Genomic DNA, 16,503 nt, shown 5'->3' on the forward strand with positions numbered 1-16,503 from the left:
AAAGGGGATTATTGTAGGTCTAAAGACATATTTGTTAAAAATAAGAAAGTTTTAAAAACGAACAATTAAAGTTTTTTTATATAAAACGTTCGTCTAAAACAAATGATGAAAAAATTTATATGTTTGTGAATTCACAAACTAATGATATTTGCCACCTAAAAGTTTGAAATAGGTGTGATAATGCGAGAGTTGCAATATTATATAACAGTTTTTGTCTGTTTCATCTTTTTTTAATACAGAACGGGAAAGCGAATGATTTAAGTAATAATGCCATTGTAAGCGATAAAATAAATAGAGATTAACTTATTGACTTCATAATCTTGGTAGTGTAAATTAAGAGAGAAGATTAGTGTATTAATAAAATTCTTGTTTTCGAGTAAAACAGAAATAACATTTTAAATAAAAGGAAAGTTCCTGTTTTTTATGAAACATTGTGAAAGAATGAAAGTTTTTTCACAAACTCTCTTAAAACCCATGTTTTCAATGAGGATTTTGTGGTAATAACTGGAGAGGCTGCGTAATTAGTTAATAGGAATTTAGAAAAAAGCTTCCGGAATCTGCTTCTTTCTATAGAATAACTTTTCTTTTTACTACGCTATTATAATTAATACACAATCAGGATGGCAGTTTTAAAAGAATCCATTTAGATAGGTAAATGACCGGACGAGCGTTACATAAAACGCATACCTAACTAATGAAGAATTTGAAACTGTACAATGTGAATGACGAAAGGGTGGATACGAAATGGCTTCTAAAACAAAGAAGGCTATTATCGACGTAAAGAAACAATTTGAGGCTGTTCATAAACAATTTGAATTAGTTCAAATTCTGAATGAAAAAGGAGAAATCGTAAATCCAGATTTAATGCCGGATTTAACTGATGATCAATTAGTAGAATTAATGACTCGTATGGTTTGGACTCGTGTACTTGACCAACGTTCTATCTCACTTAACCGTCAAGGACGTCTAGGTTTCTATGCTCCAACTGCTGGACAAGAAGCTTCCCAACTTGCAAGTCACTATGCACTTGAAAAACATGACTATATTCTTCCAGGTTACCGTGATGTGCCACAACTTATCTGGCACGGACTTCCACTTACAAAAGCGTTCTTGTTCTCTCGTGGACACTTTGTAGGTAACCAATTCCCTGAAGATTTAAATGTATTATCACCACAAATCATCATCGGTGCACAAATCGTGCAAGCTGCCGGTGTTGCTCTAGGACTTAAAAAACGTAAAAAAGACGCTGTTGTAATCACTTATACAGGTGACGGTGGTTCTTCCCAAGGTGACTTCTATGAAGGAATGAACTTTGCGGGTGCTTACCATGCTCCAGCAATCTTCGTAGTACAAAATAACAAATTTGCGATTTCTACACCTCGTGAAAAACAATCAGCTGCTGAAACATTAGCTCAAAAAGCAGTTGCAGCCGGAATCCCAGGCGTACAAGTAGACGGAATGGATCCACTTGCAGTATATGCTGTAACTAAATTCGCTCGTGAACGTGCAGTTGCTGGTGAAGGCCCAACATTAATCGAAACAATGACATACCGTTATGGTCCACATACACTTTCTGGTGATGATCCAACTCGTTACCGTACAAAAGAACTTGACGGAGAATGGGAACTTAAAGATCCAATCGTTCGCTTCCGTACTTTCTTAGAAGGTAAAGGCCTTTGGAACGAAGAAAAAGAAAATGCTGTTATCGATCAAGCAAAAGAAGAAATCAAAGTAGCAATTAAAGAAGCAGATGCTACACCAAAACAAACTGTAACTGATCTTCTTAAAAATATGTACGAAACACCAACTGCTCCTATCAAAGAGCAACTGGCAATCTATGAAGCGAAGGAGTCGAAATAATCATGGCGCAAAAAACAATGATTCAAGCGATTACAGATGCGCTTGCAGTAGAACTTGAAAAAGACGAAAACGTATTAGTTTTTGGGGAAGACGTTGGTAAAAACGGCGGCGTATTCCGTGCAACAGAAGGATTACAAGAAAAATTTGGCGAAGATCGTGTATTCGATACTCCTCTAGCAGAATCTGGTATCGGTGGTCTTGCTATCGGTCTTGCACTTGAAGGTTTCCGTCCAGTTCCAGAAATTCAATTCTTCGGTTTCGTATTTGAAGTAATGGATTCCGTTGCTGGTCAAATGGCTCGTATGCGTTACCGTACAGGCGGAACTCGTACTGCTCCAATTACAATTCGCGCACCTTTTGGTGGTGGAGTTCATACACCAGAAATGCACGCGGATAACTTAGAAGGATTAATGGCTCAATCACCTGGTTTAAAAGTGGTAATTCCATCCACTCCATATGATGCAAAAGGTCTTTTAATCTCAGCTATTCGTGATAACGATCCAGTTATCTTCTTAGAACATATGAAATTATACCGTTCTTTCCGTGAAGAAGTTCCAGAAGGCGAATACACAGTAGAAATTGGTAAAGCAGCTGTTCGTCGTGAAGGTACGGATGTTTCTATCATCACTTACGGTGCAATGGTACAAGAATCAATGAAAGCAGCAGAAGCTCTTGAAAAAGATGGCGTATCTGTAGAAGTTATTGATTTACGTACAATTAGCCCAATTGATGTGGAAACAATCATTGCTTCCGTTAAGAAAACAAACCGCGCAGTTGTAGTTCAAGAAGCGCAAAAACAAGCAGGTATTGCAGCTAATATCGTTGCTGAAATCAACGACCATGCAATCCTTTCTCTTGAAGCTCCAGTTATGCGTGTTGCTGCTCCAGATAGCGTATTCCCGTTCTCTCAAGCAGAAACAGTTTGGTTACCTAACCACAACGATATCATCGAACGTGTAAAAGAAGTTATTGCATTTTAATTTATAATGACCGTTTTAAAACTTATGGGGAGTTTTAGAAGGGGAAAGAAATATTTTTATACTAAGGTTCAGTTTATCTGAACCTTAGAAATTACAGGAGGCTTAATAAAATGGCATATTCATTTAAATTACCGGATATCGGTGAAGGTATCCATGAAGGTGAAATCGTTAAATGGTTTGTACAACCAGGCGATAAGATTGAAGAAGATGAATCCCTATTTGAAGTACAAAACGACAAATCAGTGGAAGAAATCACTTCTCCAGTTTCAGGAACAATTAAAGAAATCAAAGTTGCTGAAGGTACAGTTGCTACAGTTGGACAAGTACTAGTAACATTTGATGGCGTAGAAGGTCACGAAGACGACGCCGAAGAAGAAAGCGCAGCGCCAAAAGCAGAATCCACAGAATCAACTCCTGCACCCGCACAAGCTAGCGGAAAAGGAATTTTTGAATTCAAATTACCAGATATTGGTGAAGGAATTCATGAAGGTGAAATTGTTAAATGGTTTATTCAACCGGGCGATAAAGTAGAAGAAGATCAGTCCATTTTTGAAGTGCAAAACGACAAATCTGTCGAAGAAATTACTTCTCCAGTAGATGGAACTGTTAAAGATATTTTAGTTAGCGAAGGAACAGTAGCAACAGTTGGTCAAGTATTAGTAACATTTGAAGGTGATTTTGAAGGAGAAGCTAGTCATGAATCTACTCCAGAATCTCCAGCAGAAGAAGCTGAACTTACAAACAACGATGCAACTTCCGCTCCAGCTACAGGTGGAAACGGAACGCCATCATCTAAAAAAGATCCTAATGGCCTTGTAATTGCAATGCCTTCTGTACGTAAATATGCGCGTGAAAAAGGCGTTAATATTGCTGAAGTAGCAGGCTCTGGAAAAAATAACCGCGTAGTTAAAGCTGATATTGATGCTTTCCTAAACGGTGAACAACCAGCTGCAGCAACAACTACTGCTCAAACAGAAGAAAAAGCAGCTGCACCAAAAGCAGAAAAAGCAGCTACAAAACAACCAGTTGCAAGCTCCGATGCTTACCCAGAAACACGCGAAAAATTAACACCAACTCGTCGTGCGATTGCAAAAGCAATGGTAAACTCAAAACATACAGCTCCACACGTCACTTTAATGGACGAAATCGAAGTAACTGCACTTATGGCACACCGCAAACGTTTCAAAGAAGTGGCTGCCGAAAAAGGTATCAAACTTACTTTCTTACCTTATATGGTGAAAGCTCTTGTTGCAACGCTTCGTGACTTCCCAGTGCTTAACACAACTTTAGATGATGCGACAGAAGAACTTGTTTACAAACATTACTTCAACGTTGGTATCGCTGCAGATACAGACCACGGTTTATACGTACCAGTAATTAAAAATGCTGATAAAAAATCCGTATTCCAAATTTCTGATGAAATCAACGAACTAGCTGGAAAAGCACGTGATGGTAAATTAACTGCTGACGAAATGCGCCACGGTTCCGCAACTATTTCTAATATCGGTTCTGCCGGCGGACAATGGTTCACTCCAGTAATTAATTACCCAGAAGTTGCTATCCTAGGAGTTGGTCGTATTGCTCAAAAACCTATCGTAAAAGATGGCGAAATTGTAGCAGCACCAGTACTAGCTCTTTCCTTGAGCTTTGACCACCGTGTAATTGACGGCGCAACTGCTCAAAAAGCAATGAACAATATTAAACGTTTATTAAACGATCCAGAATTATTACTAATGGAGGTGTAACAAAATGGTAGTAGGCGATTTTCCAGAAGAAAGAGACACCATAGTCATCGGTGCAGGCCCAGGTGGGTATGTAGCCGCAATCCGAGCTGCACAACTCGGACAAAAAGTTACCATTATTGAAAAAGAATATTACGGCGGTGTGTGCTTAAACGTGGGATGTATTCCTTCCAAAGCACTTATCACAATCGGTCACCGTTTTAAAGAAGCTGGACACTCTGATAACATGGGTATTACAGCGGACAACGTGAACTTAGATTTCACAAAAGCGCAAGAATGGAAAGGCGGCGTAGTTAACAAGCTTACATCAGGTGTTAAAGGCCTTCTTAAGAAAAATAAAGTAGAAATGTTAGAAGGAGAAGCGTTCTTCGTGGATGATCATTCCTTGCGTGTGATTCACCCTGACTCCGCTCAAACTTATACATTTAACAACGTAATCATTGCAACAGGATCTCGTCCAATCGAAATCCCAGGTTTCAAATATGGTAAACGTGTATTAAGTTCAACTGGTGCACTTGCACTAACAGAAGTTCCGAAAAAATTAGTCGTAATTGGCGGCGGATATATCGGAACAGAACTAGGTGGAGCATTCGCTAACCTTGGTACAGAACTAACTATCCTTGAAGGTGGTCCAGAAATCTTACCAACATACGAAAAAGACATGGTTTCCCTAGTTAAACGTAATCTGAAAAGCAAAAACGTTGAAATGGTTACTAAAGCACTTGCAAAATCTGCTGAAGAAACTGAAAACGGCGTTAAAGTAACGTATGAAGCTAACGGTGAAACTAAAACTATCGAAGCTGATTATGTTTTAGTAACAGTAGGTCGTCGTCCAAATACAGACGAAATCGGTTTAGAACAAGCTGGCGTTAAAGTAACAGAACGCGGTTTAGTAGAAGTTGACAAACAAGGTCGCTCGAACGTTCCTAACATTTTCGCAATTGGTGACATCGTTCCTGGTGTTCCTCTAGCTCACAAAGCTAGCTATGAAGCAAAAATCGCTGCTGAAGCAATTGCTGGCGAAAAAGCAGAAAACGATTATACAGCACTTCCAGCTGTTGTTTTCAGTGACCCAGAACTTGCTACAGTTGGTTTAACAGAAAAAGAAGCAAAAGAAAAAGGCTTTGATGTAAAAGCTGCTAAATTCCCATTCGGCGGTAACGGTCGTGCGCTTTCTTTAGATGCACCTGAAGGATTTGTTCGTCTAGTTACTCGTAAAGAAGATGGCCTAGTTATCGGTGCACAAGTTGCCGGAATGAACGCTTCTGATATTATTTCAGAAATCGGCTTAGCAATCGAATCAGGCATTACAGCAGAAGACATCGCGCTTACTATCCACGCTCACCCATCCCTTGGAGAGCTTACAATGGAAGCAGCCGAACTAGCTTTAGGTCGCCCAATTCATATGTAATTAATACGAAGCGGAGATACTCTTTAAGGGTATTTCCGCTTTTTATCTATATAAATAAGTGCGCAATTTCACAAAAACGTTTTTAGTTCATTTTTTGAAATATTTAAAGTATCCGTTTTAGAAAAAAAGGAGTATAATGTAACAAGTGAACGTAACAAGTCAAATCTAATTGAATCAGGTGAAAAAATGGAGAAACAAACAGCAGCATGGAAGAAAGCTCTATTTTGGTTTGCGTATGTAGTAGCAGGAATTTGTTTTATATTGACAATTATAGCCTTTGGAGTAGGTTTCTTTCATCATATGCATGATACAGGTGGATGGCGCTCGGTTATACAAATTCTCGAAACCCCAATCACTGGCTTTATTAAAATGACTGGTGGCTACATCGGTAAAGGTATTTTAGAAGTAATAATACTTATTATCGTCAGTTATGTCCTACCAATCTTCTTCTGTTTTGCGACGCATTATTTAAAAGTAAAACGACGTGAAATGGCTTAAACCAAGAATATGTTGTAAGAAGCAAAGCGAATGAGCGATGCTTTTTATTTATGTGGTCAAGTTATTTTATTTTTGCCTCGGAAGCATGCTAAAATAACAATAAGAGACTTGATGAGGAGGAGACGCATATGCCATCTAAGAAGAAAAAAATTGTCGTTATCGGCAGAAGTAATCTACAAAATCTCTACATTCATACAGTTCTTTTTAAAAAATTAACGGCCGAGATATACTTGGTTGATGATCAAGCAAAAACAAGCGTACAAGATTTTAACTATGCGAGTTACTACCACGCAGATGCGACCATTCACGCAGGAACTTTCAATGAGTGTCGTAATGCAGATATAGTCGTCTTTTTTCAAGAAGAAATGTCGAATGCTTTGTTCTCAAAAGAAGATAATGTCACGCTAATCAAAGATAAAGTGAAGAAAATGATGGCGACTGGCTTTGGAGGGAATGTGCTAGTAGCAACTGCTGAGAGTAATGTCGTTGCCGCGCTAATTAAACGTTTCTCTGGCTTACCTGCAAATCAAATTATTACACTTGGTACCATGCTTGCAACATCCTATTTTCAAGTGGAAATTGCTCAATTATTTAAAGTTAGCCCCAAAAATGTTCACGGATATATTATTGGCGATAACGCAGAGGATGTAATTCCGGTATGGAGCAGAGCCTTCCTTGGCGGTAAACCAATCTTAAGTTATTTAGCCGAAGAACAAAAAAGAATCACGGCGGAGAATCTACAAAGTTTAACAAAAATGATTACGAAAATTCCTGATTTTCCTTTTGAAAATAAAGATGGCTGTACTTTCCACTACAGCACTGTAACCGTTCTTGCGGAATTAACTGAAGTGATATTGCGAGATGAGGCAAGAGTCTTAACAGTTGGTGTGGAAGTGAAAGAAGCATATGGCTTAGAAAGTCCTGTCTTCATTAGTGTTCCGGCCGTCATTGGCGCAGAAGGAGTAAGGGAGTTGCTTGAATTAAATCTCTCTGATGATGAACAAAAAGAATTAAAGCAAATCGCCACAAAAACTACCGAGAAATTGGAAATATTGCAACTTAACAAAGGAGGGATTAGTTAATGGAATACAGTTATCCACTAAATCCAGACTGGACAACCGAAGAGATGACGATTGTTGTACAATTTTTAGAAGCTATCGAACGAGCATACGAAAAAGGTATTGATACGCAAGAACTCAAAGACAAATACCGTGCTTTCAAGCATGTAGTACCTGCTAAAGGAGAAGAAAAACGGATTGGTATCGACTTTGAAAAAGCAAGCGGCTATTCGGCCTATAAAGTCATGCAACTCGTAAAAAACGCAACTACTAGCAAAATAAAAATGCAACCATAATTAAGAGGAGGAATTTTTTTCATGGATATTAGTCAAATTAAAGCAGAAGTAGTAACACCGGAAACAGGGATACACGTAGGAGATCAAACTGCGCCAGTAAAAGTAATGTCATTCGTTAACTTACGTTGCCCATTTTGTAGAGAATGGAATGAAAAATCTAAAGACGTTCTAACGGAATATATTCAAGCAGGGAAAATTGAATTAATCATTAAACCATTTGATAAAGAAAAAGAATCGTTACAACGAGGAAATGTAACGCATCGCTACTTAGATTATTCCAAACCAGAAGAAACCCGTGAAACAATCAATAAAATATATAGTAAGCAAGATGAATGGGGTAGCCTAACGCTTCCTGAAGTAGCTACTTATATGGAATCCGAGTTAGGTTTAACAGAGCAAGACAACAAAGCGGCATCAGAAAAAATTGTTGCTGAGGCAAACGCGGCAAATGTTGTTTTTGTACCAACTGTTATTGTGGGTGAACATATTTTTGATGAGCACATTAGTCCTGAAGAATTACGTTCGTTGCTAGACGGCGAATTAGCTAAATAAAAAAAGCGAATGTATTGCCCTAAAATCTTAGGTAATACATTCGCTTTTTGCTTATTTTTAAAAGAATTTCCTCCGCCAGAACACAATCGCAAGTGCTCCTGCAATCCCAAATGCGAAACCGAGCGTCAGCATCCAAGCCATTGGTGTATTCATAAACGGTAATTTTACGTTCATTCCGTAAAAACTAAACACCATTGTTGGAATCGTTAGAATGATGGTGAAAGAGGTGAGAAATTTCATCACGATATTCATATTGTTGGAGATAATTGAAGCATAAGCATCCATCATCCCACTTAAAATATTCGAATGAACTTCCGCCATTTCGATACCCTGACGATTTTCAATAATAACATCTTCTAGTAAATCTTGATCTTCCTCGTACATTTTAACGATATTTTGACGCATCATTTTATCAAGTACGACTTTATTCGATTTAAGGGCTGTTACAAAGTAAACTAAACTTTTTTCAATCCCCATTAAATCATATAGTTGTTTGTTTTTCATGGATTCATGTAGTTCTTTTTCGATTTCATCTGTTTGACGATTCAAGCGTTTTAAGTGACGCAGGAAAGTAGTTGAAATCATATATAGAATTTGTAGGGCAAATCGTGTTTTCATATGTGTATAAAAGCCCTTAATACGGTTTCTAATAAATGACTGTACAATAGAAGAATCAATCGTACAAATTGTAATAAAATAATCCTTTGTAATAATTATCCCCATTGGAATGGTTTCAAATGAAGCGTAATGAATATCATCTTCATCAACTACCGGAAAGTCACAGACGATTAAAACGGAATCAGAATCGTCATCGCGTTCAATCCGGGCACTTTCATCTTTATCTAGTGGATCTTCTAAGAACTCTAGTGGAATTTCGTAGTTATCGGCAATTTTGTTAATTTCTTCGGAAGTTGGCGCAACAATATTAATCCAACAATTGCGTGTCACTTCTTCTAATTCAATTAATTTGCCGTTTTCATCTGATTTGAAAATTTGATGCATGCTTTTTACCTCCTTTTTTAACAGGTAAATTTCACGCGGTTAGAGTTTCGTTCCCGTGAAAAATCACCTGTATGAATACTTCGATGTGGACCAGGGTCACTTGCTGTTTGCTGCTCCTTTTTCACGTTCCTCAACTCCTTCAAACCATAGTAATTCACAACTCTACCATTATACCTAGATTATAGTCATTTGTACATCTTTTATTGAAGGGAAGCCTTATAGAGCGGAATTAGCTCGTCAAGGACCATTTCTGCCTCTTTAATGAAGTCTTTCCCTGGGGATAAATGGCTATCATCTGGTAGATAAATTTTCCCAACTAAGAATTCTCCTTTTTTCACATCACGGAACCGTTCAAGCGTTGCCTTTAGTTGTCCGTCGTGTACCGGATACGTCTTTTCCTCAGTGTGATCTGGGGAAATGGCAAAGCTATCCGGTAAATCAGCCAGTAATTTCTTTTCTTTCAAAAAGCGATTAGCGATTTTCTTGCTCTCTTCATTTTCATAAATAAAAGCGAGCCAAATGAATAAATAATTATCGAATAGACCCACTTGGAAATGAGGGTGCTTTTTATATCCACGTTTATCATGGCAAATGGCCAGCCAAGTGCTTTCGGGTGGATTAACTGAACGCCTTTGGTGACGAGCAATATGTAAAAACATTTCATCGCCTAGTTTGGCACTTAAATAAGTAGTCAATTCTTCCCCAACAGCTCTGAATTTTGGTTGGATATCCGTTTGAATTCCGCTCATACGTGCTTCAAGCCCAGGAATTTGCATTGTTTTAAAATCTTTCTTACTAAATCCTTTAAAAGTCATCTGTCTTCCTCCTAATTTTGCATATAGTTTCATTATACGGAAGTTAAGTTCCAAGTGAAAGAATCTTGTTCTATTCAGATAATTCATTTTTGTGATAAAATAAACAAAAAGAGTGCGAAGAGGTGTGTTTATGGACAGCGAAAAAATAGATTATTTAGCAAGGTTATGGATCATGGAAGCCGCAGCGAAAATCAAACAATCTTTCAAAGAAACATTAGACATTGATGTAAAATCCGGTCGAAATGATTTAGTAACCAATATGGATAAAGAAACCGAAGCTTTTTTTGTTAAACAAATTAAAGAGCACTTTCCAGACCATCGTTTGTTTGGTGAAGAAGGCATGGCGGCGGATGTAACAGATTTAGATGGCATCGTTTGGATACTTGATCCAATTGATGGAACACTGAACTTCGTCGAACAGCAACGTGACTTCGCAATTTCTCTCGCAGTATATGAAAATGGAGTAGGGCGACTAGCTTATATTTATGATGTTACGCGCGACGAATTATACTTTGGAGAAAAAGGAAAAGGTGCTACAGTAAATGGCAGAACCATTCCTAAACTAGATCCAACCGTAGACTTAGAAGATGCACTATTAATTGCTAATTTAAGTGTAACTAGAAAATTTCCGACTATGTGGGAGGCGGTAAAAGCTTCTAGAGGATTACGATTACACGGAGCAGCCTCACTAGAATATATGGATGTTGCTACAGGTCGAGCGGGAGCATATCTTTCTGCTAATTTAGCTCCGTGGGACATTGCAGCTGGAAAAATTATCATCGAAGAATTAGGCGGAAAAGTGACAAGAATTAACGGCGAAAAAATGAATATGTTAGAAAAAGGAAGTTCGATCGTAGCGGCACCGAAAATTCATCAAACACTATTAGATAACTACCTGCCTTAAAGAAAGCGCTCAACATAAAAAAACTTGTTTTCAGAAAATAAAAATCGTGCCAAATCCGCTCAGCTATGCTATAATAGGTAAGTTGATTTAAACGAGACGATAGCGACGGAGGAAAATAAATCTATTTTCCTCTTTCTTTTGGCTAATCTTCACGATAAATGTTTGGATTTTTAATTTAGGAGGAAACAAGATTGAATTTAAGAAATGATATTCGTAATGTAGCAATTATTGCCCACGTTGACCATGGTAAAACAACTCTAGTAGACCAATTATTACGCCAGTCAGGCACATTCCGCGACAATGAAACAGTTGCAGAACGCGCAATGGACAACAATGATTTAGAAAGAGAACGCGGTATTACAATTTTAGCGAAAAATACAGCGATTAAGTATGAAGATACACGTGTAAACATCATGGATACACCTGGACACGCCGATTTCGGTGGAGAAGTAGAACGTATCATGAAAATGGTTGATGGTGTTCTTTTAGTAGTGGACGCGTATGAAGGTACTATGCCTCAAACACGTTTTGTACTAAAAAAAGCACTAGAACAAGACCTAACACCAATCGTTGTTGTTAACAAAATTGACCGTGATTTTGCTCGCCCTGAAGAAGTTGTAGATGAAGTATTAGAATTATTCATCGAATTAGGTGCAAATGACGATCAATTAGAATTCCCAGTTGTTTATGCTTCTGCAATTAACGGAACTTCAAGTTATGATTCCGATCCAGCAGAACAAAAAGAAACAATGAAACCACTTTTAGACACTATTATCGAGCATATTCCAGCTCCAGTTGATAATAGCGACGAACCATTACAATTCCAAGTATCTTTACTTGATTATAATGACTATGTAGGTCGTATCGGTATTGGCCGTGTATTCCGCGGAACAATGCACGTAGGACAAACAGTTGCCTTAATTAAACTTGATGGCACAGTAAAACAATTCCGTGTAACGAAAATGTTCGGTTTCTTCGGACTAAAACGTGACGAAATTAAAGAAGCAAAAGCTGGTGATTTAGTAGCACTTGCTGGTATGGAAGACATCTTCGTTGGTGAAACAGTAACACCATTTGATCACCAAGAAGCACTTCCATTACTACGTATTGATGAGCCAACTTTGCAAATGACTTTTGTAACAAATAACAGTCCTTTCGCTGGTCGTGAAGGTAAACACGTAACAAGCCGTAAAATTGAAGAACGCTTACTTGCAGAACTTCAAACAGACGTATCTTTACGCGTAGAGCCAACAGCTTCTCCAGATGCTTGGGTAGTTTCTGGTCGGGGTGAGCTTCATTTATCCATTTTGATTGAAACAATGCGTCGCGAAGGTTATGAATTACAAGTTTCTAAACCAGAAGTAATCATCCGCGAAATTGATGGCGTGAAATGTGAACCAGTGGAAGACGTTCAAATTGATACTCCAGAAGAATTCATGGGATCTGTTATTGAATCTATCAGCCAACGTAAAGGTGAAATGAAAAACATGATTAACGACGGTAATGGCCAAGTTCGTTTACAATTCATGGTTCCAGCTCGTGGCTTAATCGGATATACAACTGATTTCCTTTCAATGACTCGTGGTTATGGTATTATCAACCATACATTCGATAGCTATCAACCAATCCAAAAAGGACGCGTTGGTGGACGTAGCCGTGGTGTACTTGTATCCATGGAAACAGGTAAATCTACTACTTACGGTACGATGCAAGTAGAAGACCGTGGTACTATTTTTGTAGAACCTGGTACGGATATTTACGAAGGTATGATCGTTGGGGAAAACAATCGTGAAGGCGATATCGCTGTAAACATTGTTAAAGCAAAACAAATGACTAACATTCGTTCTGCAAACAAAGACCAAACAAACGTAATCAAAAAACCTCGTCATCTATCACTAGAAGAATCATTAGAATTCCTAAACGAAGATGAGTACTGTGAAGTAACACCAGAATCCATCCGTTTACGTAAAAAAATTCTAAACAAAAACGAACGTGAAAAAGCAGCAAAACGTTCAAAAACTGCTGAATAATTAATAATTGAATCGGCCAAATGGTTTTTAAGTGATAGCAATATCCTTTAAAAACTATTTGGCTTTTTTATGCTTTAATTTGCTAGAAAAGGGAATAAAATAATGTATTTGTAACACTATTGTAATATGAATAGCTATTTGGTATATTAGAAGTAAGTAGAAAAGGTGGTTAGTATGATGAAAAAACGTATAATTATTCTCGCAGTATTAGTGGTACTTCTTATCGGAGGTGTTGTGGCCGGTGTTTATGCAAGTGGAAACTCCGCAAAAGACAACAACAAAGACAATGAAAGCAAAACAACAGCTAAAAAAACCACATCTACACCTAAGAAAACAACTGACACAGAGAAAAAAGAAACAACAACCAAAGACTCGGTTACAGATGACAAGGGCGTAGTGACAAAAGGAAGCTCAGATGTAGAAAAAAATGCACCAGCCAAAAGTAACAGCAGTGCAACAGACAAAAGCAGTAGTCCAGCTACACCGGCCTTTTCGTTGTCTACTTCAGGCTTCAAAACATCCAATGTATCGTCCGTTCTTGGTGGAACCGTAACAACAACTTACTTGTCGAGTTCTCCATCATTCGAAAAAATCTTTGAAAATTTAACGATTGAAGTGAATCAATACAAAGTAGAACATGTTGTTGGTGCGAATAAAGCAGTTAGCGCGAGTAATCCAGAAAGCTATTTAGCGAATAAAAATGGCTATGTAATCACATTAGACATTTCCGTTAAAAATACTTCTTCTAAAGATAAAATGTACAAAGCAGACCAAATTACACTCATTGGTGCAAATGAATTTGTCGGAGGAAGCTTAGATAATTTTGTACCTTCTAACTTTCATCTTATAGGAAGTAAAGCGGATCCAAATATTTTCACAGCTGGAAAAACAGCTCGCGGACTTCTTACTTTCACGATGACAGAATCTGTATACAATGATTTGGCGGCTGATTCAAAAATTGGTGTGCCAAACCCGGATAAATTTGATGCAAGCGTTTCTGAAGCCAAAGCAGGCGATGATGTTATTGCTGCATTCCCAGTAAAATAAAAAAGTCCGCCCGATAATGGGCGGATTTTTTATTTTCCAGTACTTTCTATTAAATTCTTTAACTCACTATTCGACATTACTACTGGTTTATGAAAATTGAAATGGCCAGAATTAACGCGACTGATCGTATTAATAGCTACTCGATGTTCACATTCAGGACATAAATACATTCTAATAGGTTTGTTACGTAATTGTTTTGTTTTAAATTCGCGATTGTCTAGTTCATCTACACGTTCGCATAGAATACATTTTGCATTCATTTTGTCTTCACCTCACACAAGTATTATAGCATGATTATCAAAAAAGGCGAGTAAAAGTGAATTTTTCAAAAATTTTAATTGAATCGTGCTTGCGTGGCTTACAAATTATGCTATACTAATATTATCTAGTATTAACTTTTACTTGAGGTTTTTCCTTGAGATGAAAATAAAGCGCTATTTTTGGCGTATGATAGGGGGTTCTGTGATGGCAAATAAAAAGATAGATCACAGAGAAGAGGCAGTGGAGCTTTTAAAACAAGATGCAAAACGAATCTTACAGTTGATTAAAGTCCAAATGGATAATCTAACATTACCGCAATGTCCAGCATATGAGGAAGTTCTTGATACACAAATGTATGGTTTATCACGTGAAATTAACTTTGCAACCCGCCTAGGACTAATCGAACCAGAAGAAGGCAAGAAACTAATGTCTACACTGGAAAAAGAATTATCCGCTTTACATGAACTATCAATGAGCAAAAAATAATGAATCAATTGAAAAGATGTCTGATTTTTTCTGGCATCTTTTTTTGTTTGCCAGCGAAAAAATAAAAAATGAGCCAAAAGAAGGAGTAGATTCTTCTTTTCATTTGAAGGTCTTTTCCTTTATAATAGGAAGAATAGAAAACAAGATGGGATAGTAACTTCTCAGGGATTGGACGATGCCGATGTTTAAACGAATTTTAAAATCTTATGATTATGCATTTATAGCGGTATTTATCGTGCTATGTTTATTTGGGATTATTATGATCTATAGTGCCAGCTGGTCTTTAGCAATTGGTAAGGGTTTACCAGCAGATTATTTTTATGATCGTCAGGTAAAGAACTTTATAATTAGTTTTATTTTCTTCGTTCTTTTTGCTCTTTTACCATTTAAATTTTATCAAAATAATAAAGTGTTAATGTTAATTGTATTTGGATCCATCGGTGTCTTATTGCTAATTTTCTTAGTGGGTAAAACGGTAAATAATGCGAACAGTTGGCTTGTTTTAGGACCGCGTTCTCTTCAACCAGGAGAATTTGCGAAATTAGCCGTAATTATTTACATGTCTGCCATCTATGCGAAGAAACAAAGTTACATCGATGATTTTAACCGTGGTGTTTTACCACCAATATTCTTTTTAGCATTTGTATGTTTCTTGATTGCCATCCAGCCAGATACTGGGACAGCATTTATTATTTTCTTAGTAGGTTGTTGTATTATCATTGCTTCTGGGATGCGACTTCGAACGATTATGAAATTAATTGGAATTGGTATGGGTATTATTGTTGGGCTCACGCTCATTCTATTTGCTCTACCTGATGATGTGAGAAATGAGATTGTTTCTCCAACAAAAGTAGCTCGTATTACGACTTTTATGAATCCTTTTGAATATGCGGATAAAGAAGGGCACCAGTTAATTAATTCCTTCTATGCGATTGGCTCTGGTGGTGTTTCTGGACAAGGACTTGGCGAAAGTGTTCAAAAACTTGGTTACCTACCGGAAGCTCATACCGATTTTATTATTGCGGTTGTTGCAGAAGAATTAGGTGTGTTCGGTGTGATGTTTATTATTTTGGCACTGTTCTTCATTATCTTTAAGACTATCACGACAGGGCTCAGGGCGAAGGATCCATTTGCCTCTTTAATGTGCTACGGGATTGCGAGTTTGATTGCGATTCAAGCATTTATTAATCTGGGTGGAGCAAGTGGCCTTATCCCACTTACTGGGGTAACGTTGCCATTTATTAGTTATGGTGGATCTTCCTTGATGGTACTATCGATGATGCTTGGTATCGTGGCGAATATTTCAATGTTTACTAAATACCAACGTGTTTACAAGTCTGATGGCTCGAAGCAAGAGCAACCAAAGAAACCAAGAAGACGTTAAATTATAAAGAAAAAGCTATTTAATTAGCTTTTTCTTTTTTTGCTTTACCGCATGTTTTTGGCGTTTTATAGCCAGTTTATTCGTGTTTTCGATATTGTTTTAAATATTTAGAAAGAAAATAATTTACATCTGATGGTATTTAATACTATAATTGAAGTTATATACCGTTTTACAGCC

The 16,503-nt window shown here is 37.5% G+C and carries 16 protein-coding genes; 13 read left to right on the forward strand and 3 right to left on the reverse strand.

The window, feature by feature from the left end; translation table 11 throughout:
* The first annotated feature begins 744 nt into the window (after nt 1–744).
* The 8 genes from pdhA (at nt 745) to AB2Q86_RS05485 (ending at nt 8,397) form a co-directional block, all read left to right on the forward strand.
* Complete coding sequence (pdhA, locus tag AB2Q86_RS05450) at nt 745–1,860, forward strand: pyruvate dehydrogenase (acetyl-transferring) E1 component subunit alpha (protein ID WP_003722679.1); 1,116 nt, start codon at nt 745–747, stop codon at nt 1,858–1,860.
* Between the two features lie 2 nt (nt 1,861–1,862).
* Nucleotides 1,863–2,840 (forward strand): alpha-ketoacid dehydrogenase subunit beta, encoded by a 978-nt coding sequence (locus AB2Q86_RS05455; RefSeq protein ID WP_003722680.1) that lies wholly within the window; start codon nt 1,863–1,865, stop codon nt 2,838–2,840.
* A 110-nt stretch (nt 2,841–2,950) separates the two neighbouring features.
* Nucleotides 2,951–4,585, forward strand: coding sequence for a dihydrolipoyllysine-residue acetyltransferase (locus tag AB2Q86_RS05460; RefSeq protein ID WP_012581582.1), 1,635 nt, complete (start codon nt 2,951–2,953; stop codon nt 4,583–4,585).
* A gap of 4 nt (nt 4,586–4,589) precedes the next feature.
* Nucleotides 4,590–5,993, forward strand: coding sequence for a dihydrolipoyl dehydrogenase (lpdA, locus tag AB2Q86_RS05465; protein WP_003725566.1), 1,404 nt, complete (start codon nt 4,590–4,592; stop codon nt 5,991–5,993).
* Between the two features lie 186 nt (nt 5,994–6,179).
* Entirely contained in the window at nt 6,180–6,491 is a 312-nt protein-coding gene (locus tag AB2Q86_RS05470) for a hypothetical protein (protein WP_012581581.1), read from the forward strand.
* 128 nt (nt 6,492–6,619) lie between these two features.
* Nucleotides 6,620–7,573, forward strand: coding sequence for a malate dehydrogenase (locus AB2Q86_RS05475; RefSeq protein WP_012581580.1), 954 nt, complete (start codon nt 6,620–6,622; stop codon nt 7,571–7,573).
* A complete protein-coding gene (locus AB2Q86_RS05480) occupies nt 7,573–7,845 on the forward strand; it encodes a UPF0223 family protein (protein ID WP_003730096.1) in 273 nt (90 codons plus the stop codon). The genes AB2Q86_RS05475 and AB2Q86_RS05480 overlap by 1 nt, the downstream gene beginning before the upstream one ends.
* A gap of 21 nt (nt 7,846–7,866) precedes the next feature.
* Nucleotides 7,867–8,397 carry a DsbA family protein gene (locus tag AB2Q86_RS05485; protein WP_003725569.1) on the forward strand — a complete coding sequence of 177 codons (531 nt, stop codon included), beginning with the start codon at nt 7,867–7,869 and terminating at the stop codon, nt 8,395–8,397.
* Between the two features lie 57 nt (nt 8,398–8,454).
* On the opposite strand, the gene AB2Q86_RS05490 is transcribed toward AB2Q86_RS05485, so the two are convergent.
* Both AB2Q86_RS05490 and AB2Q86_RS05495 read right to left on the reverse strand, forming a co-directional pair.
* Complete coding sequence (locus tag AB2Q86_RS05490; RefSeq protein WP_003722692.1) at nt 8,455–9,399, reverse strand: magnesium transporter CorA family protein; 945 nt, start codon at nt 9,397–9,399, stop codon at nt 8,455–8,457.
* 200 nt (nt 9,400–9,599) lie between these two features.
* Nucleotides 9,600–10,214: a YktB family protein gene (locus AB2Q86_RS05495; protein ID WP_012581579.1), complete on the reverse strand. Its 615-nt coding sequence runs from the start codon at nt 10,212–10,214 to the stop codon at nt 9,600–9,602.
* A 130-nt stretch (nt 10,215–10,344) separates the two neighbouring features.
* Between AB2Q86_RS05495 and AB2Q86_RS05500 the strand changes: the two genes are divergently transcribed.
* The 3 genes from AB2Q86_RS05500 to AB2Q86_RS05510 all read left to right on the forward strand — a co-directional run bounded on the left by AB2Q86_RS05500 (nt 10,345) and on the right by AB2Q86_RS05510 (nt 14,195).
* Complete coding sequence (locus AB2Q86_RS05500) at nt 10,345–11,118, forward strand: inositol monophosphatase family protein (RefSeq protein ID WP_012581578.1); 774 nt, start codon at nt 10,345–10,347, stop codon at nt 11,116–11,118.
* Nucleotides 11,119–11,309: 191 nt separating this feature from the next.
* Nucleotides 11,310–13,148 carry a translational GTPase TypA gene (gene typA / locus AB2Q86_RS05505; protein WP_003730092.1) on the forward strand — a complete coding sequence of 613 codons (1,839 nt, stop codon included), beginning with the start codon at nt 11,310–11,312 and terminating at the stop codon, nt 13,146–13,148.
* Nucleotides 13,149–13,325: 177 nt separating this feature from the next.
* A complete protein-coding gene (locus AB2Q86_RS05510; RefSeq protein WP_041176498.1) occupies nt 13,326–14,195 on the forward strand; it encodes a DUF5068 domain-containing protein in 870 nt (289 codons plus the stop codon).
* Nucleotides 14,196–14,224: 29 nt separating this feature from the next.
* Here AB2Q86_RS05510 and AB2Q86_RS05515 read toward each other — a convergent pair whose 3' ends face one another.
* Nucleotides 14,225–14,455, reverse strand: a complete 231-nt coding sequence (locus AB2Q86_RS05515; protein ID WP_003730090.1) for a YlaI family protein — start codon at nt 14,453–14,455, stop codon at nt 14,225–14,227.
* 205 nt (nt 14,456–14,660) lie between these two features.
* On the opposite strand from AB2Q86_RS05515, the gene AB2Q86_RS05520 reads away from it, so the two are divergent.
* Together AB2Q86_RS05520 and AB2Q86_RS05525 are read left to right on the forward strand one after the other, a co-directional pair.
* Nucleotides 14,661–14,942, forward strand: a complete 282-nt coding sequence (locus AB2Q86_RS05520) for a YlaN family protein (RefSeq protein WP_008947443.1) — start codon at nt 14,661–14,663, stop codon at nt 14,940–14,942.
* 181 nt (nt 14,943–15,123) lie between these two features.
* A complete protein-coding gene (locus AB2Q86_RS05525; RefSeq protein ID WP_012581575.1) occupies nt 15,124–16,326 on the forward strand; it encodes an FtsW/RodA/SpoVE family cell cycle protein in 1,203 nt (400 codons plus the stop codon).
* Nucleotides 16,327–16,503: the final 177 nt, after the last annotated feature.

The sequence above is a fragment of the Listeria monocytogenes genome, from assembly GCF_041765605.1.
In the GTDB taxonomy this organism is placed as follows: Bacteria; Bacillota; Bacilli; order Lactobacillales; family Listeriaceae; genus Listeria; species Listeria monocytogenes_D.

Coding starts and splice junctions, on each gene's coding strand:
- pdhA (WP_003722679.1), top strand. CDS start 745: ATGGCTTCTAAAACAAAGAAGGCTATTATCGACGTAAAGAAACAATTT.
- AB2Q86_RS05455 (WP_003722680.1), top strand. CDS start 1,863: ATGGCGCAAAAAACAATGATTCAAGCGATTACAGATGCGCTTGCAGTA.
- AB2Q86_RS05460 (WP_012581582.1), top strand. CDS start 2,951: ATGGCATATTCATTTAAATTACCGGATATCGGTGAAGGTATCCATGAA.
- lpdA (WP_003725566.1), top strand. CDS start 4,590: ATGGTAGTAGGCGATTTTCCAGAAGAAAGAGACACCATAGTCATCGGT.
- AB2Q86_RS05470 (WP_012581581.1), top strand. CDS start 6,180: ATGGAGAAACAAACAGCAGCATGGAAGAAAGCTCTATTTTGGTTTGCG.
- AB2Q86_RS05475 (WP_012581580.1), top strand. CDS start 6,620: ATGCCATCTAAGAAGAAAAAAATTGTCGTTATCGGCAGAAGTAATCTA.
- AB2Q86_RS05480 (WP_003730096.1), top strand. CDS start 7,573: ATGGAATACAGTTATCCACTAAATCCAGACTGGACAACCGAAGAGATG.
- AB2Q86_RS05485 (WP_003725569.1), top strand. CDS start 7,867: ATGGATATTAGTCAAATTAAAGCAGAAGTAGTAACACCGGAAACAGGG.
- AB2Q86_RS05490 (WP_003722692.1), bottom strand. CDS start 9,399: ATGCATCAAATTTTCAAATCAGATGAAAACGGCAAATTAATTGAATTA.
- AB2Q86_RS05495 (WP_012581579.1), bottom strand. CDS start 10,214: ATGACTTTTAAAGGATTTAGTAAGAAAGATTTTAAAACAATGCAAATT.
- AB2Q86_RS05500 (WP_012581578.1), top strand. CDS start 10,345: ATGGACAGCGAAAAAATAGATTATTTAGCAAGGTTATGGATCATGGAA.
- AB2Q86_RS05510 (WP_041176498.1), top strand. CDS start 13,326: ATGAAAAAACGTATAATTATTCTCGCAGTATTAGTGGTACTTCTTATC.
- AB2Q86_RS05515 (WP_003730090.1), bottom strand. CDS start 14,455: ATGAATGCAAAATGTATTCTATGCGAACGTGTAGATGAACTAGACAAT.
- AB2Q86_RS05520 (WP_008947443.1), top strand. CDS start 14,661: ATGGCAAATAAAAAGATAGATCACAGAGAAGAGGCAGTGGAGCTTTTA.
- AB2Q86_RS05525 (WP_012581575.1), top strand. CDS start 15,124: ATGTTTAAACGAATTTTAAAATCTTATGATTATGCATTTATAGCGGTA.